This is a genomic window from Lysinibacillus sp. PWR01, assembly GCF_043359455.1.
Lineage (GTDB): Bacteria > Bacillota > Bacilli > Bacillales_A > Planococcaceae > Lysinibacillus > Lysinibacillus fusiformis_F.
Genome location: NZ_JBHERJ010000073.1, coordinates 211,349 through 226,220, shown reverse-complemented (window position 1 = coordinate 226,220; position 14,872 = coordinate 211,349). Strand labels below are relative to the sequence as shown.

Sequence of the window (14,872 nt, the reverse complement as noted above, 5' to 3'; positions counted from 1 at the left end):
TTATTCAAAAACTCCATCTCGTAAGATGATAAAATCAACATTGACATTTACCTTCATGTCTTTATATATCTTATGCCATTTTTCCTTTGTTAGCTTAGCATGTCTTACTTCGCTTCTATATTTCTCACCAAAGCCAAAAATATCAGACTGGACTTCCTGACTATGGGCAATCACTCTACGTACTTCCTTCGATAATTTTTTCTCGATTGCCTTTTCCATGGCTGCTACACTTTTTGGATCACCTTGGTTAATATCAGGGTACACCTCTAATACTCTTGATTTGATTTTAATGTTCAGGTCAAATGTTGGCGTATCCGCATCGATTAACTTCATTTCTCTTTTCGAATGGATCGCATCAAAGGCTACCGTTATTTTATTTGCAGGTTTTTGAAGAATTTGGGATGGAACATCTTCATTTTCAAGTACGGTTTCATATAAGCCCACTTTAAACGTATCTCTGACAATCTTTACGTAAAAGCTATCTCTTGCTGGTAGGGAACTGACCATCTTACTACCTTTAAAAAGAGCTATTCCACTTAATTCAACCAACTCTTCATCTCTTTTAATAATCGGCATAGCGAAATCTTTTCCAGATGAGTAATAATCATGCGCAATTTGATGGAGTGTAGAGGAAATCATATATTCCTGCTTGACATTTTGTTCGATTAACCTGAAAATATGCTGCCCAATATCCTCAATATTTTGATATTCGTATTTCAATAATGGTTCAGTTTCACCTTCCACAATTGCCATAAAGATCCCATTGCTGACACTAGCGTTTTCTAGGTTTGTATCGATATAATAACGAAGGTCATTTTTCGCCAGTTCCTCACCAAACAGGAGGACCCTCATTTGACCAACCATGATTTTTTTCGAAAGCTTTCGATTGGCTTCCATCCGATTTCCTTTACTCGTATCGTTTTCGGTTGTCAGAATTTCCACATTACTTTGGAATTCAGGATTTACTTCACGAATGACGGCCGTTGTCTTTATTTTATCCTCTGTTCCTACATCATAGCCGACTAAAGTAGTTAATCCGACTTTATCTAAAATATTGGTTTGCGCACATCCATATAAAAAAACAAAGGATAGAAGAATCATCCATCTCCCTCTAAGTTTCTTCATTCTCTTTCACCTTCTTTGATGTGAAGTTCTTCTTTAGTCGTGCAATAGGCCATAGTAAAATAGGGTAGACAAAGATCACGTAAAATGCAATTTGTCCAAATATAGTATTAATCGTATTAATCTGCGTACGGGTTTGAATCAGTAATGTTGCAATCAACACAATGCATGAAAATAGCCAAACAAACATTTTTTCACTTATCGGAAATAAACGAATTGCTCCACGGTATGCGGCCCATAAGTAAAGACATAGATTTGGTAAAATAATCAACATCCAAAAACACACGGCCACAAATTCAAAGCGTTCCATAAAAGGGAAGCTGATAAAACTAAATAATGTCAAGGTTGCCCATATGGTTTTCAAGAGCTTGCCCTCGCTATAATAAGCAATCGACACCATCATCACCGCTAAATAGATGATGGTTGTAGCTAATAGTCCTAAATGAACAGGTTTCCTAATTTTTTTCTTGTCTTTTACAAAGGGGTAAATCACGTTTAGGATTTCAAAGCCGATAATGGTAAAGGTCATCGATTGTGCTCCTTTTAAAATGGAGCGAATATCATTTTCTAAAATAGGGAATAGACTTTCTGCTGTAGCAAACTTCATCGGAAAGGCCAACATTGGGAAAATCCATAAGGAGAGTACGACACTAAAAAAAGACACCCCCACAATGACTCGAAGTCCTCCCGTAAAGGCATAGATAATAATGATTAGTAAAGTTGCTGACAAAAACCAGGTCTGGATACTTGGAAAGATCCACGCCTGGATAACCTCAATATAATTTCGTAAAACAGAAAAGAACGCTATGGAGCAATAGATGACATAGATCGCATTTAAAAAATTACCAATCCATTTACCAAAAATATCAATTTGGATTCCGTATAGGTCATCAGAACCGTAGATTTCTAACGTTTTAATCATACAAAATGTAACGATATGTGTGGCAATCCCAGCCAGTAGAACAGAAATCCATGCATCCTGCCTTGCATCCTGATAGATAATGCGTTGAAACCCCTGTATACCCACCCCGACTTGAGCGCCGTGTACCACAAAAAAAAGCAAATAAGCATTGATCATATCTTTAGGGCTAAGTTGTATAGATTTTGCCATTTATTTCACCTTCAGTTCAACTTTTTTCTGGTTTCACTGGCTCAGGGGCAAATTTATGTTCATCTTTCGGTCTTGTCAAAGCAGGTCTTTTCGATGTTAATGGGACAGGCATTCGAATAATACTATCTCGCATTTCCTTCAACCTTGGTGGGTAGAAAGGAGACATATACGGGGCTCCCAAGCTTGACTGACGTAACAGATGAATAAGAATAAAACAAAAAGCCAGCATGATACCATAAAAACCCCAAAATCCGGCAAGTATAATAATAGGGAAGCGAATAAGACGAATCACATTGCCCATCATATAGCTTGGCGATGTGAAAGATGCTAGCGCACTTAACGCAATGATAATCAGTAATATATTACTTGTAATCCCTGCCTGTACAGCTGCGGTTCCAATTACGATACCACCAACAATACCGATCGTTTGTCCAATTTTAGTAGGCAATCTAGCTCCTGCTTCTCTTAGCAATTCAATAATAAATTCAAGGAGCAATGCCTCAAATATAGGCGGGAAAGGAACCAAGGCCCGCGATTCACTTAATGGGACGAGAAAGGCTTGCGGAATCACTTCATAATGAAAGGTTAGAGCAGCTACATAAAAAGGTGTTAAATAAACGGATAAAAAGAAGGCAGCCAGTCGTAACAAACGCACAAAGGTAGCAATTTGCCACCTTAAATTTTGATCTTCCTGGCTTTGGAAAAACTCGGTAAATGTTTGAGGGCCAACGATAGCCATCGAGCTTCCATCTACGAGAACGCCCACTTTTCCATCTAAAAGGCCATCACAAAATCTGTCAGGTCTTTCCGTCAAAAGCATTTGAGGGAAAACAGATAATGAATTATCATCAATCATTTCAGCTAATACGGCACTATCAAGCAGCTCATCGATATTAAGATCTGTGATTCGTTGCCGCAATGTTTGGACCATTTGTTCATTAGCAATACCACGCATATATAAAAGAGAGACGGAAGTACTTGTCCGTGTGCCGATTTTTACTTTTTCATTACAAAGATTGGGACTCACTATGTAGCGACGAATCAAGGAAATATTGGTTGATAGACTCTCATTAAAACCAACCTGTGTACCAATTACTTGCGATTCATTTTCAGGGGCTGACAAAGCTCTAGACTCTCTGCTAGCAATATTGGCTAAAATAGCTTGTGGGTAACCATCTATGTGAATTACCACAAAACCATTGACCATCGATTCTACTGTTTCCCTTAGTAGACTGGATTGATTGACTTCAGCTACAGAAAGGACCCTCTCAATCGCCTCTGGTGTTTCATGCGGTTTACTCTGTAAATTAGCGATAATATCATTATTTAAAGTCTGATCATCAATGAGATTATCGATGTAAATAAGGGTTACGTTTGGTGGAAGAGATTTAATGATTAAATCTGCTGGATGATTCGTAGCATTTTTAATCGATTGAATAAAATGATCTGTGGCATGAGCCACTCTCACAAGGTTTTCTTTAGGTGCCTCTTTGACTGGTGGTGGTTGTTTTTTGCTGAAAGGTAGTTTAAAGTTCATATTGAATGGTAGGCTCCCTTCATTGCTAACTTCGTTTCTAGAATTGGCTTTAAAGGGGTATTCTATACTTATTTCATGTATTTTCATCAAGTAGACATGTCTAACAAATAATGGTAAAATAATAGTATTCTTAAAAACAGAAGGGAGATTAGCCGTTTATGCTAAAACTAATTATCGCAAATTAAATTCCAATGAATTTAATAGAGGGGCCATTCTATAATTTTTTTGAAAATTATAGGGTTTATTTACTATTGCCCTTTTGCGATAAAGAAGAGAAGCATAACGATGTCTAATCCACAGTTATATTGTGTATAACAACGGACTTTATGAGCTTGTTCTCATAGAGTCTTTTTCTGTTTTTAGGAGGTGATAAATCCCATATAAATAAGCGATTGAAACATAAATTTGGAGGGAATAGACGTGGAAAAATACGAGTTAGTTAGTGATTATCGTCACAATGAAAAATTAAAGGCAAGTTTTAATGATTTAGCAATCCAAACATTCGGTTTAGATTTTCGAGACTGGTACAACAAAGGCTATTGGAATGACCAATACATTCCCTATTCATTTGTACAGGATGAAAAAGTCATCGCAAATGCTTCTATAAATAAAATGTCAGTACGAATAAATGGAGAGCGATTAAACGGCATTCAAATTGGAACAGTGATGACTGCTGAACAGTATCGCCATCAAGGCTTAGCGAAACAGTTGATGCAACATATTCTCAAGGAATATGAGAGTGCCTGTGATTTCATCTATCTTTTCGCCAATGACAGCGTTTTGGATTTTTATCAGAAATTTGGCTTTACACGCGTTCATGAAAGCGAATTTAGCTTAGACCTTACAAAAAATCCTATTCAACCAAAGAAGGTGCCCAAGGTACGTCAGCTGACAATCGAACAAGATCTCGCACTGTTAGAAAACTATGCGAAAAATCGACATATAAATTCTAGTATTTTAGCTGTTGAACACAATGAAAGCTTATTAATGTTTTATTTCACTTTAGTATTTCAGCATACCATTTACTATTTAGAAGACGTAGCAGCCATTGTATTAATGGAAGAGGAAGAAGGGGTGTTACATATTTTCGATATCATCTCTTTACAGGCAATTAATATAGAGGCTGTATTAACAAGCATTATTAAGGATACAACCAAAAAAGTAGTATTCTATTTTACACCGGACTTTACAATCGCAGGCATGACAGCCACTATCACGCCGAATGATGACGACGCACTTTTTATCCTAACGAAAAAACCATTACTACAGGGGCATTTTATGTTTCCTTTAACATCCCATTGTTAGGAAGCGTTTCTGAAGGCTGTTTGATCACTTCAAGTTGAAATCGGAGCGCTGTTGATTAAAGAATGAGCGCTTTTAGCTGAAAAGGGAGCGTTTTTGAATAAAGAGTGAGCGCTTTTAGCAAGAGTGAGAGCGCTTTTGGATAAAGTATGAGCGACTCCTGTCACATACCATAGCAGCTTTTTTAATTGCTACTATAATTAAAAAGGAGTATTGCTCATATCCATACATTGTTGCAATACGAGTTACTGATGGTGGTGTTGTGAGCACACTTTTTACCATTCTAGAAGACATGCATTTAATAATGACAAAAGGCTTAGGAGGATTTCTTCCTAAGTCTTTTCATATTCTATTTTGCCATTGAAAGCACAGGCCCATTCGCACTTTTATTGCCAAATAGTGCTACTAAAAATAAATCCTTTAGCACCATCTTCACAGTGATTGTCTAACTATAATAGATAATGTTTCAACAATCTTGAGGAGGAATTGACGATAATTGAAGGCTTCTAAACGATATAAACGATTTGTAAAAAGAGCGAATCTGTACGATATGATTTTTATGAAACGGACTGCTATAAAAGTCATGTCCTCTGCATTAAAGGAGCCATTAACAGATCATGAAAAATCAAGTGCAATGATTTATATGGGGCTTTTATACGGAGAGCTAAGAGAATATGAAAAGGCTTCCGATCATTTTCATAATGGGCTGAGTCTTGTAGAACATCAAGCATTTTATTACAGCCATAATTACAAGAAAATACTGAGTATCTTCTATAAGAATAATGATTTAGAAAGAGCAGCCTATTGGTTTGAGAACTTTAATAGAAGAAACGCCTACGATAAAAATTTTGAACAGCTCGAAATTTTTTCAAAAAGAAAATTAAAATGAAATACCTTTTGATAAGGTCTAATGAATGGAGTCCTAATGGAACAAAGAAAAAATAAAACACTCACGCATTTATTATTTAGCAGTTATACCATTGGCTTTGTATTAGGTGGCTTTACCTTTTTGATAACAGAAACGAGCATGACTGTTTCAAAGGAAGGTATTTTTAGTTTTATCCTATTGCTTCCTATTATTTACTGGACATACCGTTATTCAGGGATAGTATTTAATGAGCAAAGTATGAAAATAAAATTCCTTTACGCTGTACTATTTTTGATAGGTATATGTTTTGGTGTTCTATTTTTTTGGTCCATGTGCTAATAGCTTTGAGACAAAAAGTGGGCGTCACACGGATGACGCCCACTTTTTCTGTTAGGAAAGAATGCGAATAGTTGTTTCGTTTTTTGTTTTTACCTTTAATGTTAGGAGCATGAGGACAACTATAATAAATAATAGTGCAAAAAGGGCAACGTCAAATGTATTGGTTACATCTTTTATGACCCCAACAAGCATCGGAATAATACCACTAATAATATAGCCACCAAATTGAATCATGGCTGTCCATTCACTTGCATCCTTTGGGGTAGTCGTTGCATCTAAAGGTAGGATCATCGCTAATGGGAATAATCCACCTGCACCAATCCCCATTAATGTGGCACAGAAAATAGGGGAAACTCCACCCGTTATTAGTAACAGAATGCCGATAAAGGAGCTTAACGCACATAATAGTAACCAAGGCTTTCTCTTCACACTATTATTAATGATAACCGGAATTATAAAGCTACAAATCATTTGCATAACAGAAAAAATGGTAGCTGTCGTTGCGGCATAGCCATCACTATAACCGATGTCCTGAACTTTTGGCGCAAGCCATGTCGCTAGCGAATAGTAGACACCCGATTGCAAACCAAACATCACCATCAGCAGCCAAACATATTTATTTCCCCAAGGTAAACGGCTTTTTTGACTGATAGTTTTTTCCTTTGCAGCTTGCGATTGATTTGATTTTTTGATAATAGGAATCCATACAATGATCCCCACTAGTGCAAACACAGACCATATCGCTAAAGCTGCGTTCCAAGATTGATGAAAAGCATGCATAACGGGCACAACTAAACCAGCACTTAGAGACGCACCAATCCCCATCCCTGCTGAATAAACACCAATCATTGAGGAAGAAGATTTAGGAAAATGCTTTTTAATATAACCAGAAATGAGTGGTCCTGTAATGGCAATGCCTATCCCACTAAGAATAGCTGTTAATAATAACAGCAAGGGAGTTGTTGCCACTAGACGCAATGCTGTGGAGACGCCAATTAATAAAACCGACAATGCAATCGTCAACTCTAGGCCCCAACGTTCGCTTAGCTTACCAGCCAAAGGTGCAAAGAGCCCCATACAGAACACAGGGAGGGCCGTTAGTAGACTGACCACTACACTCGACATTTGTAAATCAGTCTGTATATTTTTCAGCACTGGTGAAATGGACGTGATAGAAGCTCGTAGATTCATAGAGAGTATGAATAAAGAAAAAACGCTCCAAATAATAGATAGATTTTTTGATTTTGCCATCATAGAAAGCACACCTCTTTGTATAAATATGAATGATTATTTGATATACTATAGTTAACTTTTTATACAAAAAATAAACTATAATTAATCGACTTGTATACTATAATATACTTATTATGTGAAGTCAATGGAAGGGGTGCGCAAAATGCTTGAAGAAAATATTGACTTATCTGGTCAAGTTGGCGTTAATCTAAGAGAAATTCGAAAAAGCAAAAGAATGAGTTTAGAGGACCTGGCGACTATCAGTAATGTCAGTAAATTAACGTTAGGGAAAATTGAACGAGGGGAAACGAATCCAACCGTTAATATTCTTTGGAAAATATGTAGAGGACTTAATATTCCACTCGTTTCATTATTAACATTCGAGGAACATACAGAAGTCCATCGTTTTGGCTCTGACTATCAATTTGCAGGGCATAATAACGACTGGTTTGTTGAACCATTATTTAAAACACATGGAACAGAGTGGTATAGAGGCTGTATCGAGCCACATAGTGAATATAGTGAGTGTCACCTAGCAGGGTCCGAAGAAATTGTGCTTGTGTTAAATGGACAATTGGACATGAAAGTAGGGGAGAAAAGTCATCAGTTGAACCAATGGGATGTCATTAAATTTAAAGGCGAAGAACTGCACACGTACATCAATCGCTCCAATGAAAAAGTACATTTGATGTTGTCGTTAACGTATACAACGCCATAGTTTTACCATAAAAAATCGTCCTTACTTTGAATAGTAAAGGACGATTTTTTATTATTTATTTTTAGATATAACCCCAAATCATGCATAATAATGTTCCGAAAATCGTCACGAGAGCGATGATTAATGCATAATAGATGTTGGTATAAATCGCAGGCTTATCCTTTGTTTCACTAGCGTGCATAAAGACCACTAATTGTAAACCAGCCTGAATAAATGCTGTGACTAATAAAATGGTCATGGTAATAGCAAAAGGTAGATCGAAAAAATATACACATGCTGCGATTATCGTAAGGATAATCGACATGCCAAACCCCATGACCTGTTTCAGTGGGAATAAATCACTCATGTTACACCATTCCTTTCAAGTAAATGAAGCTGAAAATAAAAATCCAGACCACATCTAAAAAGTGCCAGTATAAGGAGAAGATGAACGATTTATTGGCAGTTTCTGGTGTCAGGCCACGTTGGATAAGTTGATAGACAATAAACATTCCCCAGAATACCCCAAAGGTAACGTGTGCACCATGTGTTCCTAATGTTGTTAAAAGGGCAGCAGTAAAGGCACTCGTCTGTAAGCCCGCACCAACATGAATATAGTGCATAAACTCGTAAACTTCAAAACCAATAAATACGATACCAAGTACTAGTGTCAAAATATAGAACCCTATCATCGCTTTTGTATAGCCCTTACGCATAGCATGTATACCTAAGCCAATGGTAAAGCTACTTGTTAAAAGAATAAACGTTTCAAATAAAACAGGTGTAATTTCAAAAATATCCGCTCCTGTCGGTCCATTTCCAGTACGGTCCACTAAGACAAAATAACCTGCGAATAATGTGCCAAAGAGCATAATTTCAGCACCGATAAACACCCAGAAGCCTAGTATATTCAATTGATTTTGCTGAGTACTATATTCTAAAGGAAGTGATTGATCGATTTTCATAATTGACTACCTCGCAATTTCGATTCCGTTGCTTTCACTTTTTCGACAGGTACATAGTGTCCTGGATCTTTTTCCAATGAACGGTGAGCCATGCATATAAAAATACCAATGGTTGTGAGAATCGTCGGTATCCACATACCAAAAACAAAGGAGAAGCCCCATGCAAAGAAAATACAGCCTAATATGAAAGGCACACCACTATTATTCGGCATATGAATCTTTTCATATGGCTCTGGGAACAAATCATGCTGACGATATTTTGCATCCCATAACGCTTCTGTCGAAATCACGTGTGGTACCTTGGCAAAATTATAGTACGGCACTGGGCTTGGTGTAGCCCATTCTAATGTACGAGCATCCCATGGATCTGAACCAACATTTCTTGGTGAATAGCGAATACTGTAGATAACATTGTAAACAATTAAGATAAAGCCAATTGTCAGGCCAATTGCGCCGATAAACGAAAGCATATTCCACAACCCAAAACCTGTAGAGGCAGAATAAGTATACATACGACGTGCTTGTCCATCTAAGCCAGAGAAGAACATGGGCATAAAGGCTAGCAGGGTACTCATCGCAATAATCCAAGCCGTCCATTTGCCGATTTTTTCATTCAGCATAAAGCCAAACATTTTTGGCCAATAGTAATGTAATCCAGCTAGCATAGCAAAGACAACACCAGGAATAATCACCATATGGAAGTGGGCAACCAAGAACATTGTGTTATGGTATTGATAGTCAGCTGCTGACATGCCGAGCATTACACCCGTTACACCACCTATTGTAAAGGTAGGAATAAATAACATGGAGTAAAGCATTGGTGTTGTAAAAACAATTTTTCCTTTCCAAAGGGTGAATAACCAGTTAAAAATTTTCACGCCAGTTGGTACCGCAATGGCCATCGTTGTAATTGAGAAAATGCTGTTTGTTAAAGCACCTTGTCCCATCGTAAAGAAATGATGTGTCCACACTAAAAACGATAGGAAGGAAATAATCACCATGGAGCCAACCATTGACTTATAGCCATAGAGATTTCGTCCAGAAAAAGTAGAGATAATCTCACTGTAGATCCCAAAGGCCGGTAAAATCAGGATATAAACCTCAGGATGCCCCCAGACCCAGAAGAAGTTTGCCCACAGCATATCCATACCGCCATCGGACGTTGTGAAAAAATTAGTAGCAAATAGTCGGTCAAAGGTTCCCATCGTTAGGGCTACCGTTAAAACGGGAAAGGCGAAAACGATAATCACGTTTGCCACTAACGAAGACCATGTAAACATGGGCATTTTCATGAGTGTCATGCCTGGTGCTCTCATTTTGAGGATCGTCACAATCATATTAATACCAGTAATTAATGTGCCAAGACCTGAAATCTGTAAGGCAAATAAATAATAATTTGTACCTACAGATTGACTAAATTCATTATTTGCAAGAGGGAAATAATTCGTCCAGCCAGCATCAGGAGAGCCACCTATAACAAAGGAAATATTTAATAGCATAGCCCCCATGAAAAATAGCCAAAAGCTTAAAGCATTCAACCGTGGGAAAGCAACGTCTCTTGCACCGATTTGTAAGGGCACAATATAATTCATAAAGGCCATAATAAAAGGCATGGCCATAAAAATAATCATCACTGTTCCATGTGTTGTGAAGATTTCATTATAATGCTGCGCATCAAGTAATGTATTGTCAGGTACAGCCATTTGTGCACGCATCATAATCGCATCTGCTCCACCACGGAAAAGCATCAGAAGGGCTGAAATTAAATACATAATACCAATGCGTTTATGATCAACGGTTGTTAACCATTCATGCCAAAGGTAGCCCCATTTTTTAAAGTAGGTTAATCCAACTATAATCGCTATAACCGTCAGCCCAATCGCAACCATCGAGGCATAGATAGCTGGGCTTGGATGGGGTATAGCAAATCGTTCGAAGTACTCCATATGACTATGTCTCCTTTTCATTAATGATCATTTTGTTGAGAAGCATGATCTTTCGTGTGTGATGTGCCATGTTGATGTCCACCATTTTCACCCTCAGGTGCTGGCAAAAACGTTAAATGTGTGCCAGTATAGGTTGATTGGCCAACGTGTCCTGGTTCTAGCAACGTATTAAATTTTTCTTCCGTTAATGGTTCTGCTGTTGCTTTTACTTCCTTCACCCAATCAGCAAACTCATCCTGAGTCACCGCTGTTACGTTAAACGTATTTTCAGCGAACCCTTTACCATTAAAGTTTGCATTTCTTCCCATATACTCTCCAGGTAGATCCGCAGCCAGATGCAATGTATTCACCATATCGGCCATTGCATATTTTTGACCACCTAGTTGAGGAATCCAGAAACTTGTAATCGGTCCGTAAGAATAAAGTTTAAATTCAATGGGACGCTCTGCAGGAATATACAAATAATTCACGGTTTCAATATCTTCCTCTGGATAACTAAAATGCCATTTCCAGTTCGATGTTGAAGCATAAATGATTAACGGCTCTTCCTGTTTGTATTTCTCTGGTGTGGATTCCACCTTATAGTTACTTTCAACAGAAATAAAGGATAGGTACGCTACAATTAAAACGGGTATACCTACACAAATGATTTCCACCTTTGTACTCCCTTTAATGTGGGGAGGCTTATAGTCAGGGCTTTGCTTAGATGCACGAAACTTCACTAACATATAAGCTAACAACACAAAAACAATGAGTACGATAAAGGACATAATCCCTATCGATAGCATAATATCTTTGGCTTGCACTTGAGCTTGAGGTCCTTTTGGATCTAATACTAACAATGGGTCACAACCAGTTAGCATAGTGACAATAGTGGAAAGACCAATTAATCTGAGCCAACTTTTTTTCATAAACAAACCCCTTTAACTGATTCATTGAAGTGCTATAGGCTACTATGGGTTTGTATGGAATTCGATTCACAATTGATTTTTATAATAGGGGCACTTCATTTGAAAGACAAGGCGTTTTGCCAGATTACACAGAATGTTCTCAAACGAGAAAAATAATTTCAGTATAATTTTATAGAGGGAAATACGCTTCAAGTAAGGGATTTTATCAACTGCAATGGATTGAAATCGAAAGTGGATGGTGAAAGTAATAAGGAAATGGATGGTTAGTTTCAAATATTGTTATAGTATGATTGCCTTTTTAGCTTATTTACGAGAGCTAAGAAAGGAGAAGGCATAACTGAGGTGAGTAAATATGGATTGGAAACCTGATCGAACAGCAAAAAAAGCGATCTATAAACAGCTCGCAGAATATATTGAAAAGGGGATTGCAGACGGAACATTTCCGCCCGATAAACCTTTACCATCTGAGCGTTATTTAGCAAACGCTTTGAATGTAAACAGAAGTACGGTAGTTAGTGCATACGACGAATTGGAAGCAATGGGGCTGATTGAACGGAATCGTGGGAGTGGCACAACCATTAGCAAGGACATTTGGGGTATCACAAGGAAACGAATTCCTAGCTGGAATCGCTATATTGAGGCTGGCTCCTTTTTACCCAATCTTCCTGTTACGCAAAAAATTAGAAAAGAGGCTATTGAACATAAATTAATTAATCTCGCTACGGGGGAATTATCAGAGGATCTTTTTCCAAAAAGCGCCTTGAGAGAAATCACGGCAACTCGTTCATTTATCGGTAGCCTTGGGTATGATCATCCTTTAGGGAGTGAAATATTACGGAAAACCCTTACACGGCATATCAAAAACAGCAGAGGAATTGAGACCAAGCCTTCTTCCATACTGATTACATCAGGAGCCCAGCAAGCCTTACATTTGATTGTCCAATGCCTGTTAAAGCCTGGAGATGCAGTCGCGATAGAAGACCCCTCCTACAATTTTAATCTACCTATATTTAAAACGGCAGGCTTACAAATCCATTATCTTCCTGTCAGTAAGGATGGCATTAACCCGGATGATTTGCAAGTATTATATAAAAAACATCGAATTAAAATGATTTTTCTCAATCCAGATTTTCATAATCCAACGGGGTCTTCCTTAGATTTGAAGAAAAGAGAAGCTGTTTTAGACATATCCTCTAAGCTAGGCATTCCCGTAGTAGAGGATGATCCCTATAGCCTAACAGCCTTTTCAGGGGATAAAATGCCTACGCTTAAATCCCTCGATAAGAATGGGAACGTCTTATATATTAGCTCTTTGTCCAAAATTGTAGCCTCAGGCCTACGAATCGGGTGGATTGTTGGTCCTACATCTGTTATTGAGCGACTATCTGATGCCAAGCAGCAAATTGACTTTGGTCATTCTAGTTTCACGCAATGGATCGCCAATGATTTTTTAGAGTCACCTAATTTCAATTTGCATATGAAGCATTTAGTGAAGGAATTAGAAACACGACGAGATACCATTGTCCAAAGCCTCGATATGTATTTAAAAGACCAAGTAGTTTATTCCATTCCTCAAGGTGGGATTCATTTATGGTGTCACGTTTTGAAGGAATATAACGAAACGCAATTACTTGAGGAATCCATAAAACGAGGCGTTATTTATGTTCCTGGATCTACGATGGGCTCCAAAAAGGGGTTTGTCCGCTTTACTTACGCAAGGGAAGATGTCCATTCAATCAATGAAGGGATTAAAAGGTTTGCTCAAGCTCTTAATAGCTTCTAGAAATTTTGTAAATTATAGACAAGTGGATGACTGAAAAAGCGCTCAAGTGGATGGTTTAAAATCGAGGGAAAGAATTTAAGATAGAGTCATGGATAACAACTATCCATCAAGGCTAACTACTATCATGGAAGTGTGGATGGATTCACAATTATTCACACAAGTAATGAAATCTATTAATGATCTAGAAGGTGATAGGACAAACCTGTTGGTAGCAAGAGAAAGGCACAGGTGAAGAGGTAGTTCACTCGATTTGCTATGAAAAGGTTGATTAAAATAAGAACTAACTTCTAATAAAGAGGTTATAAAAATTCACAACAAGTATCGTTGATTTTCTCAGTTTTACCTGTCCAAACAGTCTCAATCGTTAGCTTTTGGCTGCTGATGAGAAAACATCAAGGCAGTCACACCTTATTATATTTTAATTCCCACAAAGGTATAGGAGGGAAATAGGCACCTCTTCTATACGGACACTTAAATCTTAGTTAAAAACACCATCCAGCCACTTAGTCTCGATATTCAATCGTTGCTAGGTGGCTGGATTTGTATACATAAATATTCATCTCAATAAGATAATACAGTTTAAGAGTTGAGAAATGTGCTAATAAGTTTTAATATTCAGATTATAATAGTTTATTTTTTGGCTCTGTAGGAGGGTTAAGGATGGTATTACAGGTAGGCGAAAAAATTACGTTTGAACGCACGTTTACAAGGGAAGATGTTGAATTATTTACGAAGGTATCTAAGGATGAAGGGGTTCATCATATTACACCAGATGAACAAGGTCGTTTTGTTGTGCAGGGTCTTTTAACAGCCACACTCCCGACGAAAGTTGGTGGTGACTATAACGTATTAGCTCGCACCATGAATTTCGAATTTTTACGGCCGGTTTATAGTGACGACACCATTCGTTGTGATGTCATCATCGAACAATTTGAACCAGATGAAAAAAATCGAACAGCTATCAGCACCACCTTTACCTGCATCAATCAACTCGGCAAAGAGGTGTTAAAAGGGAACTTCTCAAGGATTATTTTATAAACTTTTAGTGGGGGTTAGCG

At 37.7% G+C, this 14,872-nt stretch carries 13 protein-coding genes; 5 read left to right on the top strand and 8 right to left on the bottom strand.

Features of this window, described 5'->3' with window-relative positions:
• The 3 genes from ACEVFT_RS15830 to ACEVFT_RS15820 are packed head-to-tail and all read right to left on the bottom strand — an operon-like array spanning window position 1 to window position 3,770.
• Complete coding sequence (locus ACEVFT_RS15830) at window positions 1–1,125, bottom strand: Ger(x)C family spore germination protein (protein WP_393950677.1); 1,125 nt, start codon at window positions 1,123–1,125, stop codon at window positions 1–3.
• Window positions 1,112–2,233 (bottom strand): GerAB/ArcD/ProY family transporter, encoded by a 1,122-nt coding sequence (locus tag ACEVFT_RS15825; RefSeq protein ID WP_393950676.1) that lies wholly within the window; start codon window positions 2,231–2,233, stop codon window positions 1,112–1,114. The genes ACEVFT_RS15830 and ACEVFT_RS15825 overlap by 14 nt, the downstream gene beginning before the upstream one ends.
• Window positions 2,234–2,249: 16 nt before the next feature.
• Window positions 2,250–3,770: a spore germination protein gene (locus tag ACEVFT_RS15820; RefSeq protein WP_393950675.1), complete on the bottom strand. Its 1,521-nt coding sequence runs from the start codon at window positions 3,768–3,770 to the stop codon at window positions 2,250–2,252.
• A 420-nt stretch (window positions 3,771–4,190) separates the two neighbouring features.
• Here ACEVFT_RS15820 and ACEVFT_RS15815 point away from each other — a divergent pair, with 420 nt between their 5' ends.
• Both ACEVFT_RS15815 and ACEVFT_RS15810 read left to right on the top strand, forming a co-directional pair.
• Window positions 4,191–5,075 carry a GNAT family N-acetyltransferase gene (locus ACEVFT_RS15815; protein WP_393950673.1) on the top strand — a complete coding sequence of 295 codons (885 nt, stop codon included), beginning with the start codon at window positions 4,191–4,193 and terminating at the stop codon, window positions 5,073–5,075.
• 493 nt (window positions 5,076–5,568) lie between these two features.
• A complete protein-coding gene (locus ACEVFT_RS15810) occupies window positions 5,569–5,961 on the top strand; it encodes a hypothetical protein (protein WP_393950672.1) in 393 nt (130 codons plus the stop codon).
• A gap of 369 nt (window positions 5,962–6,330) precedes the next feature.
• Here ACEVFT_RS15810 and ACEVFT_RS15805 read toward each other — a convergent pair whose 3' ends face one another.
• The gene (locus ACEVFT_RS15805) at window positions 6,331–7,533 is read right to left on the bottom strand and encodes an MFS transporter (RefSeq protein WP_342443678.1); all 1,203 of its coding nucleotides are present in this window, start codon (window positions 7,531–7,533) and stop codon (window positions 6,331–6,333) included.
• A 142-nt stretch (window positions 7,534–7,675) separates the two neighbouring features.
• On the opposite strand from ACEVFT_RS15805, the gene ACEVFT_RS15800 reads away from it, so the two are divergent.
• The gene (locus ACEVFT_RS15800; RefSeq protein ID WP_205443522.1) at window positions 7,676–8,230 is read left to right on the top strand and encodes an XRE family transcriptional regulator; all 555 of its coding nucleotides are present in this window, start codon (window positions 7,676–7,678) and stop codon (window positions 8,228–8,230) included.
• Between the two features lie 61 nt (window positions 8,231–8,291).
• On the opposite strand, the gene qoxD is transcribed toward ACEVFT_RS15800, so the two are convergent.
• The 4 genes from qoxD to qoxA are packed head-to-tail and all read right to left on the bottom strand — an operon-like array spanning window position 8,292 to window position 12,031.
• The gene (gene qoxD, locus ACEVFT_RS15795) at window positions 8,292–8,576 is read right to left on the bottom strand and encodes a cytochrome aa3 quinol oxidase subunit IV (RefSeq protein ID WP_205443527.1); all 285 of its coding nucleotides are present in this window, start codon (window positions 8,574–8,576) and stop codon (window positions 8,292–8,294) included.
• 1 nt (window position 8,577) lies between these two features.
• Window positions 8,578–9,174, bottom strand: a complete 597-nt coding sequence (gene qoxC / locus ACEVFT_RS15790) for a cytochrome aa3 quinol oxidase subunit III (protein WP_205443528.1) — start codon at window positions 9,172–9,174, stop codon at window positions 8,578–8,580.
• The gene (gene qoxB, locus ACEVFT_RS15785; RefSeq protein WP_205443530.1) at window positions 9,171–11,120 is read right to left on the bottom strand and encodes a cytochrome aa3 quinol oxidase subunit I; all 1,950 of its coding nucleotides are present in this window, start codon (window positions 11,118–11,120) and stop codon (window positions 9,171–9,173) included. The genes qoxC and qoxB overlap by 4 nt, the downstream gene beginning before the upstream one ends.
• Before the next feature lie 20 nt (window positions 11,121–11,140).
• On the bottom strand, window positions 11,141–12,031 hold the full coding sequence (qoxA, locus tag ACEVFT_RS15780; protein ID WP_205443532.1) for a cytochrome aa3 quinol oxidase subunit II: 891 nt from the start codon (window positions 12,029–12,031) through the stop codon (window positions 11,141–11,143).
• 352 nt (window positions 12,032–12,383) lie between these two features.
• On the opposite strand from qoxA, the gene pdxR reads away from it, so the two are divergent.
• The gene (gene pdxR / locus ACEVFT_RS15775) at window positions 12,384–13,814 is read left to right on the top strand and encodes a MocR-like pyridoxine biosynthesis transcription factor PdxR (protein ID WP_393950669.1); all 1,431 of its coding nucleotides are present in this window, start codon (window positions 12,384–12,386) and stop codon (window positions 13,812–13,814) included.
• A gap of 660 nt (window positions 13,815–14,474) precedes the next feature.
• Complete coding sequence (locus tag ACEVFT_RS15770; protein WP_393950667.1) at window positions 14,475–14,852, top strand: hotdog family protein; 378 nt, start codon at window positions 14,475–14,477, stop codon at window positions 14,850–14,852.
• Window positions 14,853–14,872: the final 20 nt, after the last annotated feature.

Bases quoted from the DNA above. Each gene is read 5' to 3' on its own strand.
- qoxB (WP_205443530.1), bottom strand. From the start codon at position 11,120: ATGGAGTACTTCGAACGATTTGCTATACCCCATCCAAGCCCAGCTATC.
- ACEVFT_RS15825 (WP_393950676.1), bottom strand. From the start codon at position 2,233: ATGGCAAAATCTATACAACTTAGCCCTAAAGATATGATCAATGCTTAT.
- ACEVFT_RS15770 (WP_393950667.1), top strand. From the start codon at position 14,475: ATGGTATTACAGGTAGGCGAAAAAATTACGTTTGAACGCACGTTTACA.
- qoxA (WP_205443532.1), bottom strand. From the start codon at position 12,031: ATGAAAAAAAGTTGGCTCAGATTAATTGGTCTTTCCACTATTGTCACT.
- pdxR (WP_393950669.1), top strand. From the start codon at position 12,384: ATGGATTGGAAACCTGATCGAACAGCAAAAAAAGCGATCTATAAACAG.
- ACEVFT_RS15830 (WP_393950677.1), bottom strand. From the start codon at position 1,125: ATGAAGAAACTTAGAGGGAGATGGATGATTCTTCTATCCTTTGTTTTT.
- qoxC (WP_205443528.1), bottom strand. From the start codon at position 9,174: ATGAAAATCGATCAATCACTTCCTTTAGAATATAGTACTCAGCAAAAT.
- ACEVFT_RS15800 (WP_205443522.1), top strand. From the start codon at position 7,676: ATGCTTGAAGAAAATATTGACTTATCTGGTCAAGTTGGCGTTAATCTA.
- ACEVFT_RS15820 (WP_393950675.1), bottom strand. From the start codon at position 3,770: ATGAACTTTAAACTACCTTTCAGCAAAAAACAACCACCACCAGTCAAA.
- ACEVFT_RS15805 (WP_342443678.1), bottom strand. From the start codon at position 7,533: ATGATGGCAAAATCAAAAAATCTATCTATTATTTGGAGCGTTTTTTCT.
- qoxD (WP_205443527.1), bottom strand. From the start codon at position 8,576: ATGAGTGATTTATTCCCACTGAAACAGGTCATGGGGTTTGGCATGTCG.